The following is a 26,652-nucleotide window of genomic DNA, read 5'->3' on the forward strand; positions in this document are numbered from 1 at the left end:
CGATTACGTGGACAATGTCTGTCCCACCGGATCTCCATCCCAGTTACTGTTTCACATCCGTTGTGCGTTGCCGCATCGTATGGCAAACCCGCATCGGCCCACCAGATAATGCCGTGTACTTCCGCCTGGCGTTATTGCCCGGCGTTTCGATTCTCCCACGAATCACGGGCAGTACGGTCGCCTCAAAACTTCATGAGCACAGCAATGAAAATTTCGTCCTACAACATTAACAAGTTGACTGCCTGCGTCTTTTTCGTGGCCTCGTTGATTTGCATGGAGTCAGGTCTGGCGGAAGAAAAGCCGCAGGAACAGATTCATGCCGCTTCTGCTGATGCGTCTGCAATTACCTTCGAAAAAGACATCCGTCCGATTTTTCGAGCCCACTGTTACGACTGCCACGGTGCAACAGAAGAGCTGCAGGGTGGGTTGGATTTGCGTCAGGTCCGGTTGATGCACAAAGGTGGCGAATCTGGTTCTGCAATCCAGCCTGGACGGCCCTCTGAAAGTTTGCTGCTGGAACGGATTCGCAGCGGAGAAATGCCTCCGAAAGGGCACGTGCCAGCAGAAGAAATTGCCATCATTGAAACATGGATCACTAGCGGCGCGAAAACGGCAAGACCTGAGCCAGAGAATCTACCACCCGGTCTGGGAATCACCCCGGAAGAGCGGGCATTCTGGTCGTTCCAGCCAATTGAACGCCCGGTGATTGAAGACTTGTCAGAATTTCCGGCAAATCAGCGCGTTCGCACGGCCATTGATGCGATTCTTGTGAAGTCGTTCCCCGAAAATACAGGCTTTGCGCCCGATGCGGACCGAAGCGTCCTTGTACGAAGAGCCTTTCTGGATCTGACTGGTTTGCCGCCTTCACCCGAGGAGATGGAGACATGGTCAAAGGATTCTGCAGATGACTGGTACGATCGACTTCTGACGGATCTGATGAATTCACCGCACTACGGAGAACGGTGGGCGCGGCACTGGCTGGATGTCGCTGGCTACGCAGATTCAGAAGGCTACACAAATACCGATGCCGATCGATCCTGGGCATGGAAGTATCGCGACTGGGTCATCAAATCTTTAAACGAAGACAAGCCGTTTGATCGCTTCATCACCGAGCAGCTTGCAGGTGACGAGCTGGCTGGCCCGCGCGAAGGTGATTTGACACCACAGCAAATCGATCTGTTGACGGCGACCGGGTTTCTTCGAATGGCCGCCGACGGAACAGGCAGCGGCGCCGACAATGCCGAAGCACGAAATCAGGTTGTCAACGACACGCTGAAGATTGTTGGAACATCGCTTCTGGGGCTCAGTCTGCAGTGCGCGCAGTGTCACGATCACCGTTACGATCCGATTCCGCAGACGGATTACTATGCGCTCAGAGCAGTCTTCGAGCCGACTCTGGATTGGCAGGCGTGGCAGGTACCCAATTCCCGGCGGATCTCGCTTTATACGCAGGCTGATCGAACAGCAGCAAACGAACTGGAAGCCCAAACGAAAGCGATTTCGGACGAAAAGTCCGTGAAGCTCGCGGAATATATGAAGCAGGCGCTGGAAACGGAACTCGCCAAATTTGACGAACCTCTGAGAACACAGCTGCGCGAAGCGTACGAGACCCCTGCCGACAAGAGATCGGATACCCACAAAGAGTTACTGGCCAAACATCCCAGCGTCAACATTACGCCCGGAAACCTGTATCAGTATATTGAATCGTCAAAGGCAGAATTGGCGAAGTTCGACCAGCGCATCAATGAAATCCGGGCAAAGAAACCGCCCGAGGAATTCATCCGTGCACTCATCGAACCGCCAGGGCACGTTCCCCAGACAAAATTGTTTCATCGCGGAGACTACCAGCAACCCAGGTATGCAGTGGCACCAGCTGCTTTGACCGTTGCCTGCCCGGAAGATCAACGAATTGAATTTCCGGAAAACGATCCGAACCTGTCAACGACAGGGCGACGGCTGGCATTTGCGAGGTGGTTGACCAGCTCGAATAACCCCCTGGTCGCACGCGTTATCGCGAATCGCATCTGGTTGCACCATTTTGGAAAAGGCCTGGTCGAAACACCGTCGGACTTTGGCACCCTGGGGGTTCAACCATCGCATCCAGAGCTTCTCGACCTGCTGGCGGACGAGTTTATGAAACGCGGATGGAGCCTGAAAGAGCTGCATCGTCTGATCATGACGTCAACCGTCTGGCGCCAAACGGCATCGTTGCCGCCATCGGGAGGGGATGCGGATCATTCCGTCACAACCATCCCACTGACCAGACGACAGTTGATCCGCCTGGATGCAGAAACCATTCGCGATCGGATGTTAGCCGCATCCGGCCAACTGGACCGCACATTGTTTGGCGTACCGGTCAATATCAAAGAAGATGACACCGGTCAGGTGATCGTCGACGGCAGTCAAACACGCCGGAGCCTGTATATCAAAACCAAACGCAGCCGCCCTGTCGCCATGTTGCAGGCGTTTGATGCACCGGTTATGCAGACAAACTGCGAATTGCGACCCTCCTCCACTGTGGCAACACAGTCACTGATCCTTATGAACGGTGAGTTTACTCTGGGACAGGCTTTCAGACTCGCTGAACGCTGTGCGGCTGAAGCGACGCCGGTTTCACAGTCGGTACTGGATTCTTTAACCAGCATTCCGCGGCCTCCCGTCTCAAACTGGTCTTACGGCTATGGAATGTACGACGCAAAGAACGACCGAACGAGTCTTTTTACAAGGCTAGAGCATTTCACTGGTTCGCAGTGGCAGGCAGGGCCTGAACTTCCCGATGCAAAGTTGGGCTATGTTCTGCTTCACGCCACAGGCGGGCATCCGGACGTGTTGGAGCGAGCGGTCATTCGACGATGGACCGCTCCGCTGTCAGGCACCCTGACTATTGCTGGTAAACTCAGCCACGGCTCTCCAAACGGTGACGGTGTCCGAGGACGAATCGTCAGCAGCCGGTCCGGCAAAGCTGGCGAATGGAGCGTATTTAATGGCGCTGCGGATACCAATGTCGCGGAGCTGACGGTCGAAGCCGGAGATACGATTGACTTCATCACCGACTGTGTAGGAAGCGTGACTTCCGATTCCTTCTCGTGGCCGGCTTCGCTGAAGTTGCTGCCGGTGTCACGTGATTCGAAGGACGGCGTTGTCGCGTTGGATGCGTCTAAAGAATTTCGTGGTCCCGATGTGGAGCCTGCTGCGATCGTTGGACAGATTGTGCGGGCCTGGCAACTAGGGTTTTGTCGTGAACCGCAACCAGACGAGCTGGTTCTGGCAGCCAACCATATTACAGCACAACTTGAAACGTTTCAGCGTAGACCAGATTTCGTTGCCGATGGGCGATCACCAATACAACAGGCAATGACAAACCTGTGTCAGGCTTTGTTCAGTTCCAATGAATTTCTGTACGTCGATTAGAGGAACGCCAGTCTTGCATGTGTGCAGAACCTGCCGGGAAGATTCCATGTTATCGGTGGATCTTGAATGCGGCGGGCCATGAACTCAGGCAGGCATTAGCTGTCCGTTGAAAAATCGGGACGGGCACGCTGGTCGGCTGTTAACCGTCGTGTTTTGGTGTCTCCTGCTCGAGCCGGTTCCGTTCTTCAAGGCTGTCAGCAGGCAGGATAAATTTTCGTCAGCAGGAACGGTTCGAATCTTCGCATCTGCTTCGATTCTCCATCCCAATCGCAACATCGGGGGGCCACGTCCGTGGAATCAGGTTCATCAAAACAAAGCGTCGGCTGCAATATTTTATGCAAAGTCTTGCCGGCACTACTTTCCATGTTGTTTTGCACGCCCAGCGTGTTTGGAGAGCTTATTGCCGGCGCTGCAAAAGTAGATATTACGAATCGAGATGCGGGTCCTGTCGTCGGTCCCCTTCATGCCCGGGCTCTGGTTGTCTCTGATGGAAAACAAACGGTCGCATTCGTCTCCATGGATGTCGTGGCGATAGGAGAAATCGGGCACATTCCGAACGATTTCCTTCCTCGCGTCCGACAGAAACTTCAGGAATCCATCGGACTGTCTCCGGACAGCGTGATTGTGAATGCAAGTCATTGCCATGGAATTCCGTCGGACGATGTGGAGCAACTGACGACAGAAGTCGTTGAACGGGCGTTCCGAAGTATGGTTCCTGTCGTTGCAAATGCGGGAGTGGGTACGGAAGACGGTATTTCCGAAAACCGGCGCCTGAAATTAAGAAGTGGCAAGGAAGCGGATGTTCGACATGCGTATGCACTTCCTCCCGATGACGAAGTAACAGGCGCTGGTCCGGTCGATCCTGAGATTGGGGTGCTGAGGATCGACCGAAAAACAGGCGGAACGCTGGCCGTACTTTATAACTTCGCGTGCCATCCAATACAGGGTGTCCCTGGCGCGAAGAACACAGCGGATATCACAGGATTTGCTTCTGAGGTGATTGAACAGAATCTCAGCGATGATCATGGTGAAGCGGTTGCACTTTTCTTTCAGGGGTGTGGTGGTGACATCAACCCAATCGCTTACAAGGATGTCGCCGCTCCGAGAGATGCACGACCGCTGGGGAATCAACTGGGGCTTAGTACACTGAAGGTCATTCGAAGTATCCAATGCGGTGATGAATCAAATGTACGTTTGAATCATACAAAGCTTGTGCTTCCGAGAGCTGATCTGGTCGACCGAATCCGTCGGCTGGAGCAGGAGCAGCAGACGTTGATGCAAAGTCTTCGCGGCACAAGTCTGAACCTGAAGACATTCATTCCGCTGCTGGTGCAATATCGGATCGATCCGGAACACCCCTCATATTATTCGCACCGCTATCTGCGCGAGCAGGCGACAGGCTCAAATGCCGTCCATCACCTGGACGTTGAAAATCGCGGAAACATTGAGGCTTACATTCGCAATATCCACATCATGGAAGAACTGACACGCATGCAAACCAATCTGGCGCTGTTGAAGAAGCATCAGGCTCAGAACGTAGCGGCCGGAAGTCGTACCGTAGATGTTGAAGTCGCTGCGATTCGTATCAACGATTTTCGATTGCTGACGTTTCCCGGTGAATTGACATGCCAGATTGGACTGAACATCAAACAGGCGGTGGAACACGATCAAACATTCATCGCTGGTTATACGAATGGGTACATCTATTACTGCCCAACTGCGGAGCAATTACAGAATGTCGGCGGCGCGCAGGAGGACAGCGATTGCATTCTGGCACCGGAATGGCAGCAGATGTTTGAGTTGCATGCCACTGGCATACTGAAGAACCTGGACTGACTGAGCTTCGAGCGACGGCTACGTCTGATGCTGACCTGACATTTTCTGCTGTGCAGACCGCTTTCGACTGTGGATTGAAGGCTAATACCCTGTTGAAAAACGGGACTGGCCCGAGCTGGAGACGTGAAAACACGACGGTTGACCGCCGACCAGCGTGCCTGTCCCGATTTTTCAACGGACAGCTAAGCTAAACGGGGGATTTTGAGTTTGTCAGAAATCTGACAGCTTCTGAAAGATGACATGAAACATTGAGTCAGCATTCGTGCGAAGCGGCGGGCGTCTGAAACATTCGGTTTCGGCAAATGCCAAACTTCTGTATAGTCGGCCGCCGATTCTGCGGTTCCGGGTGCGAATTGTAAAAAGGGAGGGCCACCTTTGTCCGAATCAAGTCAAGCGTTCTGGTTTCGCCATCGAGATGGTTATTCGGTGATTGCCTTTCCAAAGGAACTCGGAACCGCTCATATGGGCGATATCAGGGACGCTGCTGTGAAGGTGATTGAGCAACTTGCAGCAGTAAAAACGCCATCCTGTGTGGTTGACCTCACTTCGCTCGATTATATGGGCAGTTCGCTTGTTGCATCCATCATTCGCATCTGGAAGTCCGTCAAGGAAAAAGGCGGACAAATGGTCGTGGTCGCCCCCAACCAGCAGATCGTGGAAGTTCTTCAGACCACTGGTCTGACGAAAGTCTGGACTGTGGTTGAGACATTTGAACTGGCTGTTCACTCCCTTGGCTATTCTCCAGAAGCCAGAGTCGAAAAACGTGAGCGTCGCATACTTGCGTTTGTGGGGCCCGCCGCTTTAGTTCTGGGGGCCATTACCATCGCAATACGTGTGCTGCCACATTTTGCCGCGATCAAACAAACAGCCACGGCACTTGTATATGGAATCATGGGGCTTTCCGTTGTTGCATCTGCCATCTCGACATTTCGCGAGTCCGGCTGGCGACGAGCCCTTTCCATCATTGTCTTCCTGATTGCTGCTCCGCTGCTCGGCTGGTTCGTTTGGTACGAAGAAGTTCGAATTCCTATCGACGATCTAACCCCTCCGTCCGAAGAATTCACTCTGCCACTCCCTCCGCTCAAATCTACCGAATCAGGCGATGAAACTTCTGTTGCCTCCGATGGTGAAGTTTCAGTCGAGGAGTCCTCAGGCGATGAAACTTCAGGCGATCAGGCAGGAAACAGGGCGACCAGGCCTCAGGACAGTGCCACTGACAACGCAGATACTCCGGACCGTCCCATGCTCAGGCTTGAGACAGCGGGCCAGGGCACGGCAGAAGCATCGTCTGTCACGCCTGATGAAGCAAAGACCGATCCCCCTGAGGGCGACGGCTCCGGAATCGAGCCATCGAAGTCTGGCGGACAAGCACCGCCGGCCCCTGCAATCGATGCACCCGATAAGCCCGCTTCAGCCGACATGCCGCCTCCGCAAGACAACAACGCATCTTCCTCGGATACAGCTCCAGCCGCGCCGCAAAGTGATCTGACTGTTGATGGATCGTCTCCAGGGGCGGGCACTCCGGTGGAATCCGTTGATTAGTTCCCGAAATCGCGGGATGCATCCCAATACGACCGACTGACGGGGCCAGTCGACATAACATCTGCCCGTGACGATAGTGCGTTTCCAGGACCGACCAGTCTCGTCCACCGAACAATTTCGCCAATTGAATCCGGAACCAAACTACAATGACAAACGACACGAATCGGTTAACGGCGAGCGAATCAGGGATGGCAACTCCACACGAAGGGTTGCGGGATGAACTTACCGAGCTGCTGGATGTTGTGGGCCCCGGCAAAGTGGGCGACGTTGTCCTGGAGCGAGCCTTTGAACTTAGCGCTACAGACCTGCATCTTGAACCCACGGGCGACGGTTTGCGAATTCGGATGCGGGTGGATGGTTTGCTTCATGAAATTGCCCGACTGCCGCAATCGGCCGCATCGCCCATGATATCACGATTCAAAGTTCTGGCCGGAATGGATATCACAGAACGCCGGTTTGCTCAGGATGGACATATTTCGCTGAACACCCGTCATGGCAAACGCGACGTGCGTGTCGGCAGTGGTCCGACAATCCACGGCGAACGCGTCGTCCTGCGACTGATGCCGGATCAGGAACACTTTACGCAACTGGATGGCCTTGGCTTTGACAATTCAGAACTCAGCGCAGTGCGCAGGTGTCTTGCTGCCCCATACGGTCTGATTCTTGTCGTCGGTCCGGTCGGTTCAGGAAAAAGCACCTCTGTGTATTCATTTCTTCAGGAACTGAATAGTCCCAACAAGAGTATTGTGACAATTGAAGATCCGGTTGAACGTCATCTCCCCGGCGCCTGCCAGATTCAGGTGGAACCCAAAATCGGTTTTAATTTTGCGGACGCTCTGCGCTGTGTTCTCCGGCAGGACCCGGACATCATGATGGTAGGCGAGATTCGCGATGCAGAAACAGCTCAGATCGCCTGTCGATCGGCACTCACCGGTGTCCTGGTACTCAGTACTCTGCACGCAAACAACACCGCATCGGCTATCGATGTTCTGCATAACTTTGGAGTGCCACGAATGGTCATCGCAGACTGCCTGCGAGGCATCATCTCTCAGCGTCTGGTTCTGAAGGTATGCGAAGAGCACCGGGAAGAATACATCCCTGATGAACCGGTCTGTCAGATGCTGGATGTCGATCCTTCGAATGCCGGAACCGTCAAACTGGTTCGCGGAATTCCCGCTGACAAAAACTTTCGCACAGGCTATTCGGGGCGGTGCGGCGTCTACGAAGTGATGGAAATTAACAAATCGCTGCAGAGGGGAATTCTGCAGGGCTCCTCTGCAACGGAACTCATGGAGCTCGCGGAACTGAACGGCATGAAAACACTTGCCCGCTCTATCCGCGACAAGGTTCTTGCGAGAGTGACATCAATGGATCAGTTCCACGCAACTGCGTTATCAATTGGCGAGTAATCGTTTCTGTCATGTCCCGTCGTGACAGCCCATTGAAGTAAGCGACCCGCAAAGTTAATTTTCGGCCGACTGTTGAGCGCCCCGAGGTCGCAGGGCGGAAGAACGCCGTGTGGTGGCAGCCTTCTCAGTCGCAGAGAGATGGCGGATTCAGAATCGACCTCAGTCCGCGTACCGCACTGGATTCCAGTCGTGAGACAATTCGCAGAGCTTATCAATCATCGTCCAGTCTTCACTGCACGCGACAATGCCGGGGTATCTGAGCATGTTCGCTCGGTTATCCATCCATAGTTCGCGGTAATGAACGGGTTCATGATTGTGAACCCAGACGGCGTCGCCGCCCAGCAAGCGGGCAATATGCATGGAAACCGGAAAATCATAGATGTTCGGCGAATGAATGAGTGATCCACCATACTTGCCCATCGCCATCAGTGGATAAATGCTTCCTTTCATCTCATCGGAAGTCCGGCCCTGATAGCCAAGTTGATCAACTTCCCGAGCACGCTGGGTGTCTCGATGCTGAAAGCCGATCAGATAGACTCCCTTACCCACGGGCGATCGATTCTTTGACAAGTCCGGCAATGCATCCAGAACCTGCCTTGCTGTTGCTTCCGGATTGTCTTCGCCACAGACCAGTTTATTCTGCGTGACTTCAACCCACGTCCCGAACTCACCCATTTCCGGCGCGAAGACGATGGAATAAAGCGGAGTATTGTCGTCGTGCAGATGGACGATGATTGAGTAACCATCGCCCGTTCTGTCCCGATATTGTTTCGTGCCATCAATGGGATCGATGGCGATCGCCATCGAGGCATCGTGACTGAACCGTGCCATGTCGCCCGTCTCTTCTTCTCCTTCAACTCGCACGGTCCGCAAAATGGGATCGGCATCACGAAGAGCTGCCACTAACAACTCCTGCACTGACAGATCGGCCAGTGTTAATGCGTCTGTATTAGCATTGCCGGACGATTTGCCTTCCACTGCAATGTTGAAATGACGTAATCGCCTGGCCACCGCGCCGGCCCAGCGCATGACCGGCGGAAGTGCAGTTTGAAGAGCAGAAATGATTTCTGAAGTATCCATGTCTTGATGCCTGTCAATCAGTAAGTATTCATCCTGCAGAAAATCATCGCTCAAACCATCTGCATGATATGCATGGGGATTTCCGTGAGTTCTGTGCAGTGGAAACAAGTGTCTGACTCGAATGGTCTATCGCGTTCCTGAAGACGATTCAGCGTTCCAGCCAGTCATACAGTCGGGTCGGGACGCACACACCGCACGTCTTCTGTAAACCCCGCCAGCCCGGTACGGCGTTGACTTCGATCACAAATGCATTTCCAGCTGCATCGTACATCAGATCGACTCCGGCGAATACACAGCCGGTGACTTCCGTTGCTCGCCGAGCAAGTTCCACTTCACGGGGGGACGGCGCATGCGGCACGGCAGTGCCTTGTTGTGCCACGTTGGCTCGAAAATCTCCCGCGCGGGCTGTTCGTTTCATGGCACCAACGACTTCCCCGTCCAGCAGCAACACGCGGATATCTGAGACCGCCTGAGCTCCGGCACCGGGCTGCAGGAATTGCTGCAGATAAAGGACAGCACCAAGTCGCTCGAGCGTTCGAAAGCAACGCAATGCCAGCTCCGGATCGCTGACTCGCATGATTCCTCGTCCTTCAGCGCCAAACAACGGTTTGACGACAACATCGCCACCCAGCTGTTCGAACATTAACATCGCGGCGTCGCTGTCCTCACACACAGCCGTGGCGGGAACGGGTAAACCTGTTTCCGCAAGTTTTTGTGTCGTCAGGTATTTATCCACCGCACATTCCAGGGATTTCGGCGGATTCACAACACGCACTCCGGACGACTGCAGACCAGCCAGCACATCCATGCGGGATACGACCTGTTCGAGCGTTCCTGGGGGCATCGTTCGAACCAGAATGACATCCAGTGATTCCAGTTCAACGGAATCCGGTTGAGGCACGGAATCCGGTCGAGGCTCAGTGTTGTCGGTATTCCAGCAGCGATACGACACGCCCTGCAACGACATCATCACGGTGACCTTGTCGAACAACAACGGGAAAACTTCATGCCCCCGTGAGATGCCAAATCGACAAAGCTCATGCACGTACCAGCTGTCATGATTTCCAAAGACACCCACCCGCATATTCCGTTGTTCCCGTCGTTTCGAGCGATGTCATGCCATTGGAGGAATGAATGTGGCCGGTCAGAGTGGCCAGTTAGTGCCGTGATTGAATGTGAATCTATCTGATGATCGCATTTTGGCATCAGCTTTCGTGGCGGCAGGTTATTCGCAGCCCGGTCGCAGAAACAGGTTGACTTTCGGCCATCCTGATCTCTCGCACGCATTTCGGGAATCGTTGCGTCATCCAGAAGGGACGCAGCCGTGTTGTTTCATCTTTGCCGATGCTCATTGACTGTTCAGGGAAAACAGCAGCTTGCTCAGGTCAAGCCGAATGATTCCCTTAGCAAAGCTGGCAGCTTATGCCCGAACTGAAACGAACGTCCTGTCTTCAGGTTGTGAAAAATGACAACGGCCGGACTGAACAGAGCCGGATCAAGAGCATAAAAATCGTGGTTCGCAGCTTTGAACAACGACAGGAAGGTTTCACCGTGCGCATCTGAGCTGCTGGACGGCACCTGTGGCCCGATTTCTTCGATCAAATCATCATCTGCCCGCACCCAGAGATTGACGGTGGCGCCGTAGAGAATGGCATCGTTTGTGCGACCAATTCCCTGCAGGTCGTTCTTTGCGACCGGCGGCAGTGGCGCGGTACCGGTTCCGCTGACTACTGTTTGAAGAGGAAACTTCAGTTCATGCAGTTTGTGCATCGCTGTTTCCAGAGATCTGGCCACAACCTGAATATTTCCTGCCTGGGAAGCCGTCGGGGCGACCGCCAGCGTTAGTTTAACTTTGGATGGCAGAGATTCCCGGAGCAAACCGATAGCAGACGCGGTTGGAAGATCGGCGGTCTCCAGGATACCGATGGCTGCATCGTCATCATCGATCGCTTCGAACTCATCAAACAATTCTTCCTTGCGTGCCAGAGCCCGCATGGGGCCGGATCCCATCGCGAAATAGTCGTCCGTTGCGATTTTCCATCCCGCATACTGGCTCATCAAACAGGCTTCCACCGGGTGATCCGTTTGCACCAGAACCTGCGGTACCAGGACGATGGATTCATCCGCGACGTTCAACTGAATGTTTGCCAGATCGGACATGCACATGCGCGCAAGTAACAATCCGGCGGCTAACCCACCTTCCTGCTTCACACCGAAATCCAGTACACGACAACCATCCACCAGATGGCTGTCGATACGCAGATCGGCGGCCAGTGCTGCAGCATGATCGGCGAGCGCATCGGCGCGCCTGTTAAGAAATGAGATACCCAATTTGCTGCGCTCCTGTGAGTTCCTGAACAAAAAACACTGGTCGGAATTGTAAGATTCACGGGATCAATCATCATTCGACCACAGCGAACTATTGCAGACGAGAATGAAATGATCTCTCGGTGTGCTGTTTTGAATGACCACCCCGGGTCAAGCAGATCAGGGGGCCACGGTGTCTGCCGACTTCTTTGCCAGGAATACACAGATGGAAATCCACAAAGAACTGATGAATTCCCGACCCGTAACCGGCAGAGTCGAATGGATTGGCGTCGCTGCCGAACGGATGGCACCGATGCAGGTGAAAACGTCCGTTCAGTTGATCGAACAAGCCGGTATCGAAGGTGAGCATCATGCTCGCCCAGGCGGCTCATCGAAACGACAGGTAACGCTCATCCAGCACGAACATCTTTCCGTGATTCAGTCACTCCTCGACCGCAAAGATGTCACTGTTTCGCCCGAGCTTCTACGCCGCAATCTGGTCGTCTCGGGAATTAATCTGAACGTCCTCCGCCATTCCACTTTCCGGATCGGGACGGCATTGCTGAAAGGAACAGGCAGCTGTCCACCGTGTTCCAGAATGGACGCTAACCTGGGAAAAGGCGGCTACGCGGCCATGGTTGGACACGGGGGGATCACTGCCATCGTGCTCGAAAACGGATCCGTCACTTGCGGGGACAGCGTAAGGATCGAAATCACAGATGCCGGCACACAAAACGAAGATGAGGAATAACACGCGTTCCAGGGATGGGTTCACAACAATCCACTGACAACAAGAAGCCCGGCATCAAAAAGATGACGGGCGACTGGATTCTTGTTGTGGAGGATAACAGCCAGTTGAAGAGCGGGACTGGCTCAGGCAGGAGACCTTAAGACACGATCGTTTAGTGTCGTCCAGCTTGCCTGTCCCGGTTTTTCAACGGACAGATGAGATGAGGCCGGACAATTACTCGCCTTCTGCCCATGACCAGTTGACCAGTGCAGACGTGTAGTCACAGATTTCTTCGGCACCGAAATAGATGGCAATTTCACGGTTGGCGGATTCCACAGAATCACTGCCATGAATCAGATTCATTTGTTTGCTGGCTCCGAAGTCGCCGCGAATGGTGCCGGGAGCTGCGGCGCGACCGTTGGTGGCCCCGATCAGAGTTCGCATGACACTGACCGCTTCTGGTCCCTGCACAATCATCGCCACAACGGGGGCTGAAGTGATGAAGTCTTCCAGTTCTGAATAGAACGGCTTCTCGACATGCTCAGCGTAGTGCTGCTTACTCTGCGCCGATGAAACCTGCAGCATTTTCATCGCAACGATGCCAAGTCCTTTGTTTTCGATGCGAGAAATCACAGAACCAATCAGCCGACGATGCACACCGTCAGGCTTCACCAGAATCAAAGTTCGCTCAATTGCCATGTTTGTTGCTCGCCTGTCAGGATGATGAAAAAAGTTACGATTGAGTGTTATTCGAATCACAGGATTCGCCGTTCAGGCGTCCCGTGTTGCTGAAATGTGCGCCGAATTTTTGTGGTGAACGCGGTGATGGCAGGTCGAATCGTTCCGGCCACCGATGGATTGAAGAATCGATTCTCAAGGCGATCTGTCCATCCGCCGTTGATACGCCATCATCGATCTGCACTGTCATCTGTCTATACTGCGGTCGCCTGCATCAAGTCGACAAATTCAGTGAAAAGATAATGACTGTCGTGTGGCCCCGCGGCAGCTTCGGGATGGTACTGAACACCGAATGCAGGGTGCACAGTGTGCCGAATACCTTCCACGGTGTCGTCATTCAAATTGATATGTGTGACCTCAACATCGGCGGGCAGTGAATCCGGATCGACAGCAAATCCGTGATTCTGGCTGGTGATTTCCACCTGTCCGGTCCGCTTATTCAGAACAGGCTGATTTGCACCTCGATGTCCGAATCTCAGCTTGAAGGTCTTGCCACCGAAGGCCAGGCCCAGCAACTGCAGACCAAGACATATCCCGAAAATCGGCTTCTTACCAAGAAGTCCGCGAATCGTTTCAATCGCATAAGTCAGCGGCTCCGGATCTCCCGGACCATTGGACAGAAACACACCGTCGGGATTCAGTGCCAGGATATCTTCAGTGGTCGATGTGCCGGGGACGATCGTTACGCGACATCCGGCGTCCTTGAGATAGCGAGGGATGTTCAGCTTCATGCCATAGTCGATGGCGACTACATGAGGACCATCCGTTCGATCGGCGAACGAGTGAAAGCTGGTGGGCCGTCCAAGTTCCTGCAGCGATTCATTCCACTGGCAGGAATCAATGTTCATGACCTCGCGCACCAGGTCCTGTCCCACAATATCTGCGCTTTGCCGGGCTTTCTGGACGAGGGATTCTTCGTTCAGATCTGTCGTGGACAGAATGCCTTTCATCGCGCCCTGAGTTCGAATCTGTCGAACGATGGAACGGGTGTCGACGCCCTGAATCCCGATGATGCCATTTTGCTTCAGGTACGCATCCAGCGATTCCGTCGATCGGTAGTTGCTGGGGATGTCGCAGAGTTCCTTGATCACGAAACCCCGAAGAAACAGGCCGCGACTTTCGACATCTTCTTTGTTGATTCCGTAGTTACCGATCAGCGGGTAAGTCATTGTGACGATCTGGCCGTTGTAGGATGGATCCGTCAGAATCTCCTGATATCCCGTCATGCTGGTATTGAAGACGACTTCGCCGCAGACTTCACCATCTGCGCCAAACGCCTGCCCCGAAAACACACTGCCGTTAGCCAGAGCCAACTTTGCCGGACGACCTGCCATTGCGATAGTTCCCGTTGTTATGTTTTTCGAAGTCTTTTTCCTCCGCGCCCTCCGCGCGCAGAATCACCGCAGAGGAGGGAACGGAGATTCAGGGAGTTTTACCAATGCCATCCGCCCCGGAAAAGCAGTCAGCACTGACAGCTCACAGATTCGCAGAATTGGTGCCCACACCGAGCTGACAGCCTGTTGAAGAACGAGACTAGCTCCAGCAGGAGACCCGGAAATACGACGGTTTCCCGTCGTCCTGCATGCCTGTCCTGGTTTTTCCACGGACAGCTCACCGTCCTGCGTCTGCCTCAACCTCCAAACGGGAGAAAGGAGATCGCTCCAGCGTTTACCGCCCGCGGTCCGATGATTACCCTGCCCGCATGTTTGCTTCGCTGTCGGGAAAACGAATTGTTGTGACAGGCTCTTCCAGTGGAATCGGTCGAGCCATCGCATTGTCCTGCGCAGAGGCAGGGGCCGATATTGTGGTCCATTGCCGCAGCTCAATCGAGCAAGCCAATCAAACCGCGGATGCTGCTCGCCGGTTGGGAGTTCGGGCTGAGGTTTTCGCGGCCGACTTGTCAGACTCGACCTGCCGACAGAACTTTGTTGACTGCTGTTTTGATTCCGGAGTGGTTTCCGCGCTGGTCAACAATGCAGGAGCTGACCTTCTGACCAAAGAGTTGAAGAACGCTCCGTTTGCTGAAAAGCTCGGCGCATTACTGCAAACCGATGTCGCGGGGACTGTCGAACTTTCCCGCGCGTTTGGCCACCGATTTCGCGAACATCGTCGGGCCGATCCCTCCTGTCCCCTACCCTGCATAATCAACATCGGATGGGACCAGTCTGACCGGGGAATGGAAGGAGACAGCGGTGAGCTCTTCGCCACGGCCAAGAATGCGATCATGGGCTTCAGCAGATCGCTCGCGGTAAGCCTTGCACCAGACGTTCGGGTCAACTGCATTGCTCCTGGCTGGATTCTGACCGCCTGGGGAGAAGGTGCAAGCGATTACTGGCAGCAGCGTGTGTTGGACGAGACTCCGATGAAACGGTGGGGCACACCCGAAGATATCGCCAATATGGCCCGTTTTCTGCTGAGCGACGAAGCTGGCTACCTGACGGGTCAGGTGATTAACGTCAACGGCGGAGCTGTTCGATGATGCCATCGGCACCCTCGCTGAATGGCGAGTCGCAGGGATCAGCCGACCACCTCTTATTTGTCACCGGTCGCCTTGCGGAAGCCAGCCTTCGCGAAGTGCTCGCGCCGATAAGTCAACAGAAGAACTTCACCTATGACATCGCTGTCCCCGGCATTCAGGTTGCCGCTTTATTGCATGTGAGCCTGCTACTCCGGCGACTGGTCATTCCTCCAAAAACCACGCGCGTTGTACTTCCGGGGTGGGTGCAGGGAGACCTGAATCTTCTTACCGCGCACTTCGGCCTTTCCTTTGAGCGTGGTCCCAAAGATCTGAGGGATCTTCCCGAATACTTTGGACTGGGCAAACGCCGGACAGTTGCGCTGGATCGTTACAGCATCGCTATCATCGGCGAAATCAATCACGCCACGCGGATGCCGCTGCAGGATGTCCTGGCCGAAGCGTCGTCACTGGCTGCCAGTGGCGCGGATCTGATTGACATTGGATGCGTTCCCGGTGAATCGTCGCCGCGTGTTTCGGAAATTGTTCGTGCGGTGCGGGACCTGAATCTGCGAGTCTCCATCGACAGTTTCGACCAGAACGAAGTCGAACAGGCGGTGCAGAACGGCGCCGAATTGATCCTCAGCTGTAATCATTCGAATTATGACTGGGTGACCCGACTGGGTGTCGAGGTGGTGGCGATTCCTGACAGCCCGGCGGACACGGAATCACTGGAACGACTCGTCCAGAAGCTGACGGCTGATCGAGTGGCATTTCGCATCGATCCCATCATCGAACCCATCGGCATGGGGTTTACCGCTTCCCTTGAACGCTACATGAGGGCCCGACGCCGCTTTCCGGATGTCGCGATGATGATGGGCATCGGGAACGTCACCGAGCTAACGGAAGCCGATTCAGCCGGGATGAATATGCTGCTGGCGGCCATCTGCGAAGAACTGGGCATTCAGAGTGTTCTGACAACTCAGGTCATTAACTGGTGCCGGACGGCCGTGGCAGAATTCGACATCGCGCGGCGTCTGGCTCATCATGCGGTTACGCAGCAGGTCATCCCCAAACATCTGATATCGTCGCTGGTCATGTTGCGGGACCCTCGATGGACCGTACGAACCGCAGAGCAACTGCGAGCACTGGCAGATCGACTGACGGACTCCAACTTCCGCATCTTTGCTGAAGCGGGCGAATTGCATCTGATGAACCGACACGGACACTGGACCGGAACGAATCCGTTTGACTTATTTGCGTCGGCTCAGGCAGTCACCAACAGCCCGTCCAATCAAACCCATGCAGAAATCGACGCCAGCCACGCGTTCTATCTCGGCTACGAACTCGCCCGCGCGGAACTGGCACTGCAGCTGCATAAGCAGTACGAACAGGACGTTCCGCTCCGCTGGGGACTGCTCAGCAATGGCGGCGGTCACAATCGCCATCCGGATAACGAATCGGCCCCATCCTGAACTTTCCATGCCAGTCCTTGTGACGCTGACAGAAAGGGTCGAAGGGAGTTTCCATTGAGTTCGCTGCAATGTGGCCGCTGCAGAGGAACCCATCGCAGGTTCAGGGCGAAGAGACGAATTGACGCCTTCCCGCGTCGAGTTGGTTGAAAATCAGCCACAAACAACCGCAAATGGAATTTTCATAACCTGTTTGATTGAAATGCGTTACGGCGATTTTGGAAACTTTCTTCCACTGTTTGGAGAAAATGTCGATAGAATCTCAGAACCTTTTTCCGTTTGCTGATGTCTAACGGGCAACTCCTCCGGGAGACTGACTGCGGTTCCGCCCATGAATTTTTCAGGACCGCAGTGGTTCGAAGGTGCAGAAAATCACCTGAACATTCAATTCTGTGTGTCGTCCGACACGTTTCGTTTCATCCGGATACATTTTAACCAAACCGTTTGAGAGCCAGCGTTGGCTTTCACCAAAATTGGCGTTGTCCACCGTGGCGACGCAAGCCAATGGACCGAATAAGCCCTGCGGGGATCGGGACCAGTAAGAGGAGGCAGAAACATGCTGCTGACAAACATTACCAATGCCGTCGTCACAACTACTCAGACAACACTGAGCAACGTGATTGCCGAGCTGCGTGTGTTTGCAGGCCTCCTCGGGAAGATCGGATCGGAACCGATGGGAATGCCGCGCGCGAAATACCTGCAACGGTATGCGGCGTCGCATCAACAGGAAGGATTGCAGGACACACCAGTCGATCGCTGGCATCGCTTAGGCGGTGCCATATTGAGTCGCCTGATGTCGTCGGGCAGAACAGTGCCCATCTCCTGTTGCTGTTGTCCATCTGGTTGCGGCTGCCACAGCTAAAGCGTTGCCTGAGCTTCCCGCGGAGTCCTTCTAACCAGGATGACTTTGCGAAATTCAGGTCAGTGCTGTGCGAGCCGCCGGAAGGTGTTGACTGCCCGTTATCGGGCACACCTTCAAGCGTTCTGCCAATCGATTGTTGCTTTGCCTAAGCATCGATTTGCAATCGCCCTCCACCGCGAATTCCTTCGTCCCTGCATTATGCATTGAGGCTGGATCGTTCGTTCACGAATGTATCAGCCACTTCAATGAATCATGTCGGACGATTACTGTAAGGATTACAGATGATGTCCGCCCGAACTCTGAATGAAACTGTGATTGCCGCTCAGAACGGTGACCGCGAAGCGTTTGACGAACTTGTTCTTCAATTCGAATCGCGAGTTTTTGGTATTGTTATGCAGCGACTTCGAAATACCGCAGAAGCGGACGAAGTGGTTCAGGAAGTTTTTCTGCGAGCTTTTCGAAAGCTGTCTCAGTTAAACGAGCCTGACCGGTTTGCCGGATGGTTGTGCCAAATCGCGACTCGACTCTCCATTAACCGAGCAGTTCGACGTCCCAACGAGTCACCCGTTGAGCCGGAAACATTCGAAGCGCTTCAGGTTGCTCCCGATAATCCATTTGATCACCTGCTGCGGCAGGAAAGTATCGAGCAACTGCGAGATGGCCTGAACCGACTGGGCGATCTGGATCGTGAAACTTTGTGGGCCTTCTACTTTGAAGGATCCTCGCTGAAGGAGATGAGCGATCAGTTTTCCAGCCCGATCGGGACCATCAAGCGACGTCTGCATACCGCTCGTGGACGTTTGAAAGATGTGCTGGGGACGTTGGCCCCAGCTTAGCTTTCCTGTCATGGTCGCTAACTGTCTGATGAAAAATCGGGACAGGCAGGCTGGACGGCTGTAAACCGTCATGTTTTCAGGTCTCCAGCTCGAGCCAGTCCCGTTTTTCAATGGGCCGCTAAGCTATGATCCGTGGGACGCTAACAAGATTGAAGCCTGGTTCGCGAGAACCAGGCTTCGTTTTTTCGAGCCTTGTCAGTGCCCCGAATGTGACCATGTTATTCCGGATGTGGTGCTGGAGCCCTGACTTAGTTGCAGGAAGGCCCGATCCTGTATCATTCAGATTCTTTGCGGTATTGCATGTCAGTGAGCCCCACTGCCAGACCATAGATACCACAAACGCTTTCCGTGGGAGGCATTCGGCTTTCTGCCTGCAGCCAGGCAATAGCAGCGTTGTCCAGACCGCGACGAGCAAAGATTCTTCCGATCGTCTGAAGAACTTCTTCACGCCAGACAGCGTTATTGATCGCTCCCACGGCCTTGTAAACGGCCTCGGGAGATTCTGCGTTGGTCGCGGCGAAGAAAAAGATTTCGTTGAGCACAGCCTCGCGAAGACCAGGAAGCTCGACAACGTCTCTCTGCAGAGCATTTACAGCTTCGGGCAGACGGTTGCTTCGGGCCATTTGCCACGCTGTTACCAGCCTGGGCCCAACGATAATCTCATGAAGCGCATCAGTCCGCTGGGGAAGTGGTACGGCAAGTGACCCATTGGATTCTTCGCTGGCAGCAAACGAGGTGCCCGTTCGGGTTGCCGCGGCTCCAAGCATACCGGCCAGATGGTCAACCATGACTTCCTGTTTTAATCCGGAAGAAGCGTCGTCAAACACTGCCTGGATGACAGGAACGCCTCCGCCTCTGACAATGCGTGCGAGGCTGACCATTAAATCGAGTCGACGTTCTTCTGCCAGGACGGCCAGTTGATCGATCTTGCGACGATAGTTTCTGAACGTCGTATTCACCTGTGTGTCTGAGGCAATTCGCATTTCGCTGCGAATGCGTCGCTTGACCTCCGAATCGCGTTTTTCGACTTCCTGAACTGCCCGACGCGTTTCCGCCGTCGGAGGAGCGATCCGAAATGCGGTTTCCACAAGCCGCCGCAATCCCTTTTCGGCCAGTTCATTATTTTCGCAGGCGATGGCTGCTTGAACGAATTCTGTCAGGGCAGCAACTGCTAAGTCACCTTCCAGTGAGCCCCTGACGGTTAACTGCAACGTTTCAGCGATTGACGGTACCGTTTGTCGCTCACCGTTCAATGGCGTTTGGATCAGAATCGCGTCGCATTCTGTTAGTGATTCCTGTGACTTTCGATGACTTGCGATAATCGCCTTAACTCGGGCGCCCACCAGCGGGTGCACTTCTGCAGCAGCAGCAGAAAGGACTTGTTCCTGCTCCGGCGTCAATTCGGAAAGCTCTGCGACAATCGCGAATGCGTCTGCTTTTTCCTGAATATCACCTCCCTGTTTGGACCAGGTCATTGCCGCATTGAACTGCGCGTGGTTCGCCAGATCGGCGGTGATCGCAGTTCGCAGGGGGCTTTTCCAGGCGAAGACATCGCTTGCCGCAAGTGACGGTCTGTCAACAGATCGCAATGAAGCCGAAGTGAAGAACCACGCAGCACCGGCCATTGCATCACGATTGATGATGATGGAATCATCCCGGCGAACTTTCTCGATGATCGCGTTGACTTCATCGGCGCGACCTTCTGCAAGCAACACCGAGGCAATTGACATGGATGACTCAAGTGCCATTCGACCGTTTCGCGGAATGTCCCCGATGAGTGCGGTGGCTTTGGTCAGACTTGCTTTCGCTGCGTCCGCATTTCCTTCTCGCTTGCGGCGCCAGTAATCCAGGACACGTGGTTCAATCTGATAGTAGCCTGCCTGTCGATCGACAGTCAGCATTTGGGAGAATTCCTTCTCCGCTGCTTTTTCGTTCCCTGTCCGCAGGAAAACATCCGCCGTCAGCCGCCGGGCGTAGGCTTTGTCTCGATTGGCAGCATGTCGGGCTGATTGAATCATTTGCATCGCATAGGATTCAGCTTTCGCGCGAGGGTCGTTGGCAGCAGCTTCCGCCGCGGCCTTTTCCCGAGCCTTCTTTTCCTTTGCTTCGATGTCAGCAGGATCTGGTCCAAAACTTCCGGGTACGTATTCAATCCCCTTTGTGAGGTCTTCCGGGATTGCGGGCGGTTGATTCAGATAGGCCGCCACACCAATTCCCAGGCCAATCGTCACCGCACCAGCGATTCCGTACATCACCATGGAATTGGAGCCGGACTTACTGGTTCCTCCTGCTGCAGCGACGGGTTCCACCGGAGTTCGACGAGCCGGGGCTTTAGGGGCGGGCTTGGCATTTGGATCCGGAGCAGTGAAGACAGGCACCATGCATTTTTCGTTTGCGCAGCGAACCTGTTTTCCAATGGCCGACTTTGGCACAAACCCAGGTTTTTCGCACATCGGGCAAATGACTCGATGCAGGCAGCCCTTGGCTGGTTTTGGCAATGCCTGAATGGCGTTCGAAGCCGGGCCTCCGCCCCCCAGGCCAAACGGGTCTTCCTCGTCGGTGGTCGCTTTGATGGGCTTGATGCCAACGGGAGCAGGTTTCGCTCCCTTTGCGGGATCCGCCACCCGTTTTTCGGACGAAGGTTTCGCTGGTGGCTTTTGTGGTTTGCCCTGCGGCGCCTTGCGTTTTCCCTTGTCGGAACCGTCCATGGCCGCGCCGCAAAACGGACACGCCACGGCCTCGTCATCCAGTACCGACTGGCCACAGGAAGGACAAAACTTCAGATCCATTGTCTTACTCAGTTGTCAGAAGTGTAGAAGCACGCAGATCTGCAGATGTGGGATGGCCTCACCAGCAAGAGTACGTCGAAAGCGGCATCCACACAGGAGCAGGTCAGTCATCTTCTGAAATTCGATTTCACCCGATGATGTGTCGGGAGGAGAAGTCTAGTTCAGGCGATGAGTATGTGCGAACAGAAGAAAGGCATCAAACCCATGACCCATTCACATTTCGGGCTGCAATTCTGCAGTTGGATCAGGACCTGAGACAGGAACGGCTGTGGAAAGGACGAGGACAGGACCATTTTGAGACGAGAAGCATGGCGGGAAGGTTCCGGAATCACGCAAACTTCCCTGTTTGAAAACGAAAAAGGACGATGGGGTTCAACCATCGTCCTCTTTTTTTGTGTTCGTCGAGCGGCTCAGCTCGGAAAAGCTGGTTCCGGAGTCTGTTTAGTCCTGATAATCGACTTCGATGTAGTCCTTCTTGATCCGCACGTCTACGGCGTATTTACCGTAGTCATACCGAACGCGATCACCGTTTCGCTTGCAGCTCACCAATTCGCAGCCACATGTTGGAACGCAGATCTGAATCGCAACGCAGGCAGGCTGCGTGTTGCATGGATCACAGGGATCGGCACATGGATTCTTGACGATGATCAACTTCGGCTGCGCACAAGGCGCCATTTCGTCGCGATCTTTGTACTTGACGTGGTGGAACATGGGAACCGCTGGAGCAGCGTCCATTGCGTAAACGCCGTTGTAGTCGGGCACCGGTGGTGGAACCTGTCCTGCGACAGCATACCCCGACAAAGCCATACAAAGAGCCATCAATTTCGCTACAGATTTCATACTTCGACCTTTCCTTCCGTGCACAAATGCAGATTCGACCTCAATCGACTCGCCAGAATTCGATCACGGGCAACGGTCGCCCGAACTGTTTCCTGAAGGATTCCCTTAAAAGAGCCCCACGTCAATTTCTTTCACGGAGCTGTTTTCAGATTGCCCCTCATGAAGGACAGATACACCGAGAAGCGAGCTCGGGAATTATAGGAGGCTGGGGTGAATTGGCGAGCCCAAGGCGAATAGTCGCATAATTCGGGAAAGATCGTCCACGGGGAATGAGCGAAGTAGACATTTAGGTTGACAGCTCTGTGCCCGATTTCAGGCACTTCTGAATGCTGCCTGCAGTCAACAAATCGATCAGGAAAACAACGTCCTGCTACCATCAGAACTCGTTTCGAGGGCCAGCCTTCACGGTCGGCCGCTCGCGCATGAAAAAAGCCCATCCTGAAGGGGATGGGCTTTGAAGTTTGCTTTGATCTGTTTTCTTCGTTTAGTTGCTGGAAGGTCCGGCACAGCGAATCAGATGATCCTTGTCAATGTAGACAACTTCCACAGACTGATCGGTGTGTGTGAACGGGATCGGCCAGTAACTTCGGATGGTCTTGTCGTAGTATACTGTACACTTGTAGTGGCAGTGGTGCAGGCGACAGGGACCAACCAGCGGGTAGACTTTACATTCATCGAGTCGATCGACGATCGGTTCTACCACGATCCGAACGTTGTTCATCGCAGTTTCCTGGAAGAACGCCATTCCGCCGGAGCCGTCATTTGGCAGTGCCCGCATGACCTGATCTTCGCTCGGCGGGTCAACGCAGAAAATGGGAGCATTTTCGCCATTCACCGGGTCCAGAACCGGAACGCGGTTGTAGCGTTCGTCTTCCCAGAGTTTATCTTCCATGCGCTGGCTGAGGACTGCCGGGACGGGAACAGGAGGCAATGTTTTCCAGAAGGTCATATATCGCCACGTCACACCCACGAATCCGCTGGTCAGCGTACAACCGCTGTTCGCGAACGTCATCAGGCAGATCGCCGTCAGCACGACCCCTCGTCGTAGTTGCCTGCCAAACGTCTGCATCGCGTTCATCCCTGATAGAGTCTTGGGGCACAGCCCAGTCGAATTACGAAGCTTTCAATCACCGTTTCGGGTTTGCTGGTCGAGACCTCGTCCTTCTCAGCAAGCACCATACACCGAACGTCCTAGTTGGTATCGATCCGACATCCCTCGCAACTTGTGAAAATATTTCGATTTTGAGGATCAAGCTGCCGGAATCGATCAATTCGGTTGTTTTGATCATTCCTCGTGGATCGGTTGAGGGTGGCCGACGTCTGGGCTAAAACCGCCCGAGTTGGGCACAATGTTGCGAAAACAACGAATCGACCGCGATTTGAAAGTCTGGCGGCAAAATCTGCCGGAATTCAGGACCCGGTGGCAACGGTGCCGCACGAGGATCGAAGTCGCTGTTTTCCGCGACATTCGACCCGGACATCATCGCCCCTCGCAATCTTGAAAGCTGTCCGATGCGTTCTTGTTTCTTCTGTAATTTTGTTCAGGCTGTTGCGCTGACGTCGCTTTTGATCAATTTGTCTCCACCGTTGTCAGCGCAGGATGATGATGACTCGGGACCGCTTGCTGGACATATCGTTGGAAAAGTCTGGCACACTGGAGTGCCGTTTGAATCGAGTTTCTCCTACCTGCAGGACCTTCGAAAAGAGTTGGGGATGCCCGATTCGCCCATGGTCTTCATGGCACCGCGTGTTTCGCTGGGGCCCGGGACTTTTGCGAAATCGGCCCCGGGGAAGAAAGAGACGCCTACCGCTGTGAAGGGTACGTTGTTCGTTTTGCAGACACTGCCCCAGCTAAGCCTGAACAATCCAGTGTCGTTTTCTTTTGTTGGGGACGAGCAGGAGTTCAAACGTCGCCTGGACGCAGATGTCGCTGCCCGGGGGCCGGCGACCGAGCTCATTGGAGAAGGTGATCGATATGAGGTTCGAATCAACCTGGACAGGTTGATGGCAGCCGACAAACAGGCATCGAATGCCGAGGACAGCGACGGAGAGACGCCGAAAGTCCGAAGTTTTTCCATCATGATTCAGGCGGACACTTCAGTCGGAGGAAATGGCAAGCCGCCGAAGTTGGCGAAACCTTTGAAGGCCATCTCAACCTTTTATCGCTACTTCGAAGGCGTGATGTATGCAAGTTCGTCGCGGCTACTCTATTCGCTCGATTTGCCAAATCAGGATGAGTTAAAACTGGCGGAAGAACCGAGCCGGCATGACCTCTACGCGGACTTCGACTTGAGAGAAGTTCCGCTTGAGTTGAAGCGAGGGTTCTGGGCCACACTGGAATCCTCGGCATCAACGCTCCTTCAGCGGTATGACAATGAACAGCAGAGCGACTATGCACTGCGACGGGTGCTCGGCGAAGGTAAGTTAGAGCTGTTGCGGGCAGCAATGTTTGATGTCGACAGGGCGTTGTTTTCGCTGTCTTTGTCCCCGGACGGCGTCGAACCCGTGGTCAGTCAGTTAAAGATTTTTGCTCGCGAGAACAGCCTCCTGGCTCAATCCTTCGCTGCAATGAGTCGCGGAAACAGTCAATTGGCTGTCCTGAAGAGCGACGACGCTCCGTTCGTGCTGGCGACGACCGTGCAACTACCGGACTGGATCCGACCGTTTGCCGGCACCTTTGCAGATTCCGTACGCATGAAGCTGCGGGTCGCAGCCGGCGGCGATGACGGTGCCGGAATTCTTGTCGATAATCTGATGCAGCCAATTACGGATTCTGTTCAATCCGGAATCCTCGATGCCGCGTGCAGTCTTCAGGGGTCGATGGAAGAGGGGCTTGTTATCGCCGCCGGCGTCCGTTTGCTGGATGCCGAACATTTTCTTACCAGTCTTGAATCACTGTTGCTGGTGCATTCGGATCCATCACGGATTTCTGTAAGCCGTTCACTGCTGGGAGATTATCAGGTTGTTTCCATTCGAAGCCCGATGACAAAAATTCCGGGCCTCAAATCGTCTCCAACGGTCAATCTGCATCTGGTTGCAACCGGGTCCTGGCTTTGGATAGCTTCTGGTGGCGATGCATTACCCACCAGTCTTCTGGACGATCCAGCTTTGCAGTTTCTTGGATCTCTCGTGAACTCAGACGTTGAGACTCGAGAGCGGGCGGGCGAGGCTATTCCACTGTTGGTTCGTTTCCGTCTCGACAAATGGCTTGGAGAATCGGATCAACAGTTCAATCAGATTCCGCAGGAATTGCTGACACAACTGGAAAGATGGATTTCAAGAGTGACCAGCCCGAAGGTAATTGCCATCACCATGAACGGCAAGGCGATGAACCAGCCGGATCCGCAGAAAACAGAATTCAAAAGCTACGCGAAGAAAGTCTTCAGCTCACAGAATTCTCAACTGGAAATTGTCGCTCGCGCGGCGGGACAGGAACTGATGATCGACGCAACGGTTGGGACCGGGGTCGCTAAATTCTTCGCAGCGCAGTACATTGAATCGCAGAATCGGATGTTTAGTGGTATGTCGTTCGATTTCCAAATGCCGCAGGGCGGAAAGAAGAGTCAGAGAGTGCGCATCTCTCCGTAGGTGCCCGACACCACAACTGTGCGAAACGCTGGCGGTCCGATTCAACCCTGTTCCGATTCAGAGACTTCACGAACTTCACTGAGCTGGCTTTTTGGATGACTATTGACGGACCATCCCAACCGAAACCGAAATCCACGAGTCGGAAGCTTCGCGACTACCGAAATGATCATTACCACCCCGGTCGCGGTTTCTTCACCTGCATGGCTTGGTACTTCGTGAGCGTATTGTTCGTGGAATGTGCCTGGAATCCACTGTCGAGCGTACGAGTCTGGTTGTTGCGTCTGTTTGGTGCAAGCATCGGAGATGGCGTAGTGATTCGGCCGAATGTTCGCGTCAAATATCCCTGGCGTCTGACCATTGGAAACGATTGCTGGATCGGGAGAGATGTCTGGATTGACAATCTGGATGATGTTGTGCTGGCGAGTGATGTTTGTATTTCTCAGGCAGCCTATCTTTGCACAGGAAGCCACGACCACCGATCGGCGACGTTTGAATTGCAGACTGGGCCCATCAGAGTGGGACATGGGGCGTGGATCTGTTGCCGAGCCGTTCTGCTGAAGGATGTCGTCGTCATGCCGATGGAAATTGTTTCAGCCAATGCTGTGCGAACTTCCATGGGAAACATGGAAGGTCAGGCCCCGGATTCATCGAAAGTCCCGGGCAATTAGATGGCTTTGTTGCGATGTTCGCCCACCCGCTTGTCGCGCTGCTCAGAAGTGCTTACTCTGACGCGTCCGACAAACCAGCCGTCTGCCCT

20 protein-coding genes are annotated in these 26,652 nt (G+C 54.2%); 11 read left to right on the forward strand and 9 right to left on the reverse strand.

Annotated elements, in window-relative coordinates; translation table 11 throughout:
• Window positions 1-204: 204 nt before the first annotated feature.
• The 4 genes from R3C20_20520 (at window position 205) to R3C20_20535 (ending at window position 8,198) form a co-directional block, all read left to right on the forward strand.
• Window positions 205-3,411, forward strand: coding sequence for a PSD1 and planctomycete cytochrome C domain-containing protein (locus tag R3C20_20520; GenBank protein MEZ6042893.1), 3,207 nt, complete (start codon window positions 205-207; stop codon window positions 3,409-3,411).
• Between the two features lie 363 nt (window positions 3,412-3,774).
• On the forward strand, window positions 3,775-5,247 hold the full coding sequence (locus R3C20_20525) for a hypothetical protein (protein ID MEZ6042894.1): 1,473 nt from the start codon (window positions 3,775-3,777) through the stop codon (window positions 5,245-5,247).
• 375 nt (window positions 5,248-5,622) lie between these two features.
• Window positions 5,623-6,789: an STAS domain-containing protein gene (locus R3C20_20530; GenBank protein ID MEZ6042895.1), complete on the forward strand. Its 1,167-nt coding sequence runs from the start codon at window positions 5,623-5,625 to the stop codon at window positions 6,787-6,789.
• A gap of 146 nt (window positions 6,790-6,935) precedes the next feature.
• Window positions 6,936-8,198: a GspE/PulE family protein gene (locus R3C20_20535; protein ID MEZ6042896.1), complete on the forward strand. Its 1,263-nt coding sequence runs from the start codon at window positions 6,936-6,938 to the stop codon at window positions 8,196-8,198.
• 159 nt (window positions 8,199-8,357) lie between these two features.
• Here R3C20_20535 and R3C20_20540 read toward each other — a convergent pair whose 3' ends face one another.
• The 3 genes from R3C20_20540 to mch form a co-directional block, all read right to left on the reverse strand.
• A complete protein-coding gene (locus R3C20_20540; GenBank protein MEZ6042897.1) occupies window positions 8,358-9,278 on the reverse strand; it encodes an inositol monophosphatase family protein in 921 nt (306 codons plus the stop codon).
• A 148-nt stretch (window positions 9,279-9,426) separates the two neighbouring features.
• Complete coding sequence (locus tag R3C20_20545) at window positions 9,427-10,362, reverse strand: RimK family alpha-L-glutamate ligase (GenBank protein ID MEZ6042898.1); 936 nt, start codon at window positions 10,360-10,362, stop codon at window positions 9,427-9,429.
• 296 nt (window positions 10,363-10,658) lie between these two features.
• Entirely contained in the window at window positions 10,659-11,609 is a 951-nt protein-coding gene (mch, locus tag R3C20_20550; protein MEZ6042899.1) for a methenyltetrahydromethanopterin cyclohydrolase, read from the reverse strand.
• Window positions 11,610-11,811: 202 nt separating this feature from the next.
• On the opposite strand from mch, the gene R3C20_20555 reads away from it, so the two are divergent.
• Window positions 11,812-12,336 carry an MOSC domain-containing protein gene (locus tag R3C20_20555; GenBank protein ID MEZ6042900.1) on the forward strand — a complete coding sequence of 175 codons (525 nt, stop codon included), beginning with the start codon at window positions 11,812-11,814 and terminating at the stop codon, window positions 12,334-12,336.
• Between the two features lie 213 nt (window positions 12,337-12,549).
• On the opposite strand, the gene ndk is transcribed toward R3C20_20555, so the two are convergent.
• From ndk to carA, 3 genes are read right to left on the reverse strand one after another with little or no spacing between them, the layout of a single operon-like run.
• A complete protein-coding gene (gene ndk, locus R3C20_20560) occupies window positions 12,550-13,014 on the reverse strand; it encodes a nucleoside-diphosphate kinase (protein MEZ6042901.1) in 465 nt (154 codons plus the stop codon).
• A 34-nt stretch (window positions 13,015-13,048) separates the two neighbouring features.
• The gene (locus R3C20_20565; protein MEZ6042902.1) at window positions 13,049-13,243 is read right to left on the reverse strand and encodes a hypothetical protein; all 195 of its coding nucleotides are present in this window, start codon (window positions 13,241-13,243) and stop codon (window positions 13,049-13,051) included.
• 4 nt (window positions 13,244-13,247) lie between these two features.
• Window positions 13,248-14,387: a glutamine-hydrolyzing carbamoyl-phosphate synthase small subunit gene (carA, locus tag R3C20_20570; GenBank protein ID MEZ6042903.1), complete on the reverse strand. Its 1,140-nt coding sequence runs from the start codon at window positions 14,385-14,387 to the stop codon at window positions 13,248-13,250.
• A 368-nt stretch (window positions 14,388-14,755) separates the two neighbouring features.
• Here carA and R3C20_20575 point away from each other — a divergent pair, with 368 nt between their 5' ends.
• The 4 genes from R3C20_20575 (at window position 14,756) to R3C20_20590 (ending at window position 18,678) form a co-directional block, all read left to right on the forward strand.
• A complete protein-coding gene (locus R3C20_20575) occupies window positions 14,756-15,532 on the forward strand; it encodes an SDR family oxidoreductase (GenBank protein MEZ6042904.1) in 777 nt (258 codons plus the stop codon).
• On the forward strand, window positions 15,532-16,983 hold the full coding sequence (locus R3C20_20580) for a DUF6513 domain-containing protein (protein MEZ6042905.1): 1,452 nt from the start codon (window positions 15,532-15,534) through the stop codon (window positions 16,981-16,983). Before R3C20_20575 ends, R3C20_20580 begins: the two co-directional genes overlap by 1 nt.
• Before the next feature lie 553 nt (window positions 16,984-17,536).
• Window positions 17,537-17,842, forward strand: a complete 306-nt coding sequence (locus R3C20_20585) for a hypothetical protein (GenBank protein MEZ6042906.1) — start codon at window positions 17,537-17,539, stop codon at window positions 17,840-17,842.
• Between the two features lie 284 nt (window positions 17,843-18,126).
• Window positions 18,127-18,678: a sigma-70 family RNA polymerase sigma factor gene (locus tag R3C20_20590; protein ID MEZ6042907.1), complete on the forward strand. Its 552-nt coding sequence runs from the start codon at window positions 18,127-18,129 to the stop codon at window positions 18,676-18,678.
• A gap of 275 nt (window positions 18,679-18,953) precedes the next feature.
• On the opposite strand, the gene R3C20_20595 is transcribed toward R3C20_20590, so the two are convergent.
• The 3 genes from R3C20_20595 to R3C20_20605 all read right to left on the reverse strand — a co-directional run bounded on the left by R3C20_20595 (window position 18,954) and on the right by R3C20_20605 (window position 23,376).
• A complete protein-coding gene (locus R3C20_20595) occupies window positions 18,954-21,467 on the reverse strand; it encodes a zinc ribbon domain-containing protein (GenBank protein MEZ6042908.1) in 2,514 nt (837 codons plus the stop codon).
• 441 nt (window positions 21,468-21,908) lie between these two features.
• A complete protein-coding gene (locus R3C20_20600; GenBank protein MEZ6042909.1) occupies window positions 21,909-22,307 on the reverse strand; it encodes a hypothetical protein in 399 nt (132 codons plus the stop codon).
• A gap of 484 nt (window positions 22,308-22,791) precedes the next feature.
• On the reverse strand, window positions 22,792-23,376 hold the full coding sequence (locus R3C20_20605; GenBank protein MEZ6042910.1) for a hypothetical protein: 585 nt from the start codon (window positions 23,374-23,376) through the stop codon (window positions 22,792-22,794).
• A gap of 443 nt (window positions 23,377-23,819) precedes the next feature.
• On the opposite strand from R3C20_20605, the gene R3C20_20610 reads away from it, so the two are divergent.
• On the forward strand, window positions 23,820-25,895 hold the full coding sequence (locus tag R3C20_20610) for a hypothetical protein (protein ID MEZ6042911.1): 2,076 nt from the start codon (window positions 23,820-23,822) through the stop codon (window positions 25,893-25,895).
• 200 nt (window positions 25,896-26,095) lie between these two features.
• Entirely contained in the window at window positions 26,096-26,563 is a 468-nt protein-coding gene (locus R3C20_20615; GenBank protein ID MEZ6042912.1) for a putative colanic acid biosynthesis acetyltransferase, read from the forward strand.
• Window positions 26,564-26,652 lie beyond the last annotated feature (89 nt).

It is taken from the genome of Planctomycetaceae bacterium (assembly GCA_041398825.1).
GTDB lineage: Bacteria > Planctomycetota > Planctomycetia > Planctomycetales > Planctomycetaceae > F1-80-MAGs062.

Coding starts and splice junctions, on each gene's coding strand:
- R3C20_20590 (MEZ6042907.1), top strand. CDS start 18,127: ATGTCCGCCCGAACTCTGAATGAAACTGTGATTGCCGCTCAGAACGGT.
- R3C20_20580 (MEZ6042905.1), top strand. CDS start 15,532: ATGCCATCGGCACCCTCGCTGAATGGCGAGTCGCAGGGATCAGCCGAC.
- R3C20_20555 (MEZ6042900.1), top strand. CDS start 11,812: ATGGAAATCCACAAAGAACTGATGAATTCCCGACCCGTAACCGGCAGA.
- R3C20_20525 (MEZ6042894.1), top strand. CDS start 3,775: ATGTTGTTTTGCACGCCCAGCGTGTTTGGAGAGCTTATTGCCGGCGCT.
- R3C20_20595 (MEZ6042908.1), bottom strand. CDS start 21,467: ATGGATCTGAAGTTTTGTCCTTCCTGTGGCCAGTCGGTACTGGATGAC.
- R3C20_20520 (MEZ6042893.1), top strand. CDS start 205: ATGAAAATTTCGTCCTACAACATTAACAAGTTGACTGCCTGCGTCTTT.
- R3C20_20545 (MEZ6042898.1), bottom strand. CDS start 10,362: ATGCGGGTGGGTGTCTTTGGAAATCATGACAGCTGGTACGTGCATGAG.
- R3C20_20610 (MEZ6042911.1), top strand. CDS start 23,820: ATGCGTTCTTGTTTCTTCTGTAATTTTGTTCAGGCTGTTGCGCTGACG.
- R3C20_20540 (MEZ6042897.1), bottom strand. CDS start 9,278: ATGGATACTTCAGAAATCATTTCTGCTCTTCAAACTGCACTTCCGCCG.
- R3C20_20535 (MEZ6042896.1), top strand. CDS start 6,936: ATGACAAACGACACGAATCGGTTAACGGCGAGCGAATCAGGGATGGCA.
- R3C20_20605 (MEZ6042910.1), bottom strand. CDS start 23,376: ATGCAGACGTTTGGCAGGCAACTACGACGAGGGGTCGTGCTGACGGCG.
- ndk (MEZ6042901.1), bottom strand. CDS start 13,014: ATGGCAATTGAGCGAACTTTGATTCTGGTGAAGCCTGACGGTGTGCAT.
- R3C20_20565 (MEZ6042902.1), bottom strand. CDS start 13,243: ATGACAGTGCAGATCGATGATGGCGTATCAACGGCGGATGGACAGATC.
- carA (MEZ6042903.1), bottom strand. CDS start 14,387: ATGGCAGGTCGTCCGGCAAAGTTGGCTCTGGCTAACGGCAGTGTGTTT.
- R3C20_20615 (MEZ6042912.1), top strand. CDS start 26,096: ATGGCTTGGTACTTCGTGAGCGTATTGTTCGTGGAATGTGCCTGGAAT.
- R3C20_20575 (MEZ6042904.1), top strand. CDS start 14,756: ATGTTTGCTTCGCTGTCGGGAAAACGAATTGTTGTGACAGGCTCTTCC.
- R3C20_20585 (MEZ6042906.1), top strand. CDS start 17,537: ATGCTGCTGACAAACATTACCAATGCCGTCGTCACAACTACTCAGACA.
- R3C20_20600 (MEZ6042909.1), bottom strand. CDS start 22,307: ATGAAATCTGTAGCGAAATTGATGGCTCTTTGTATGGCTTTGTCGGGG.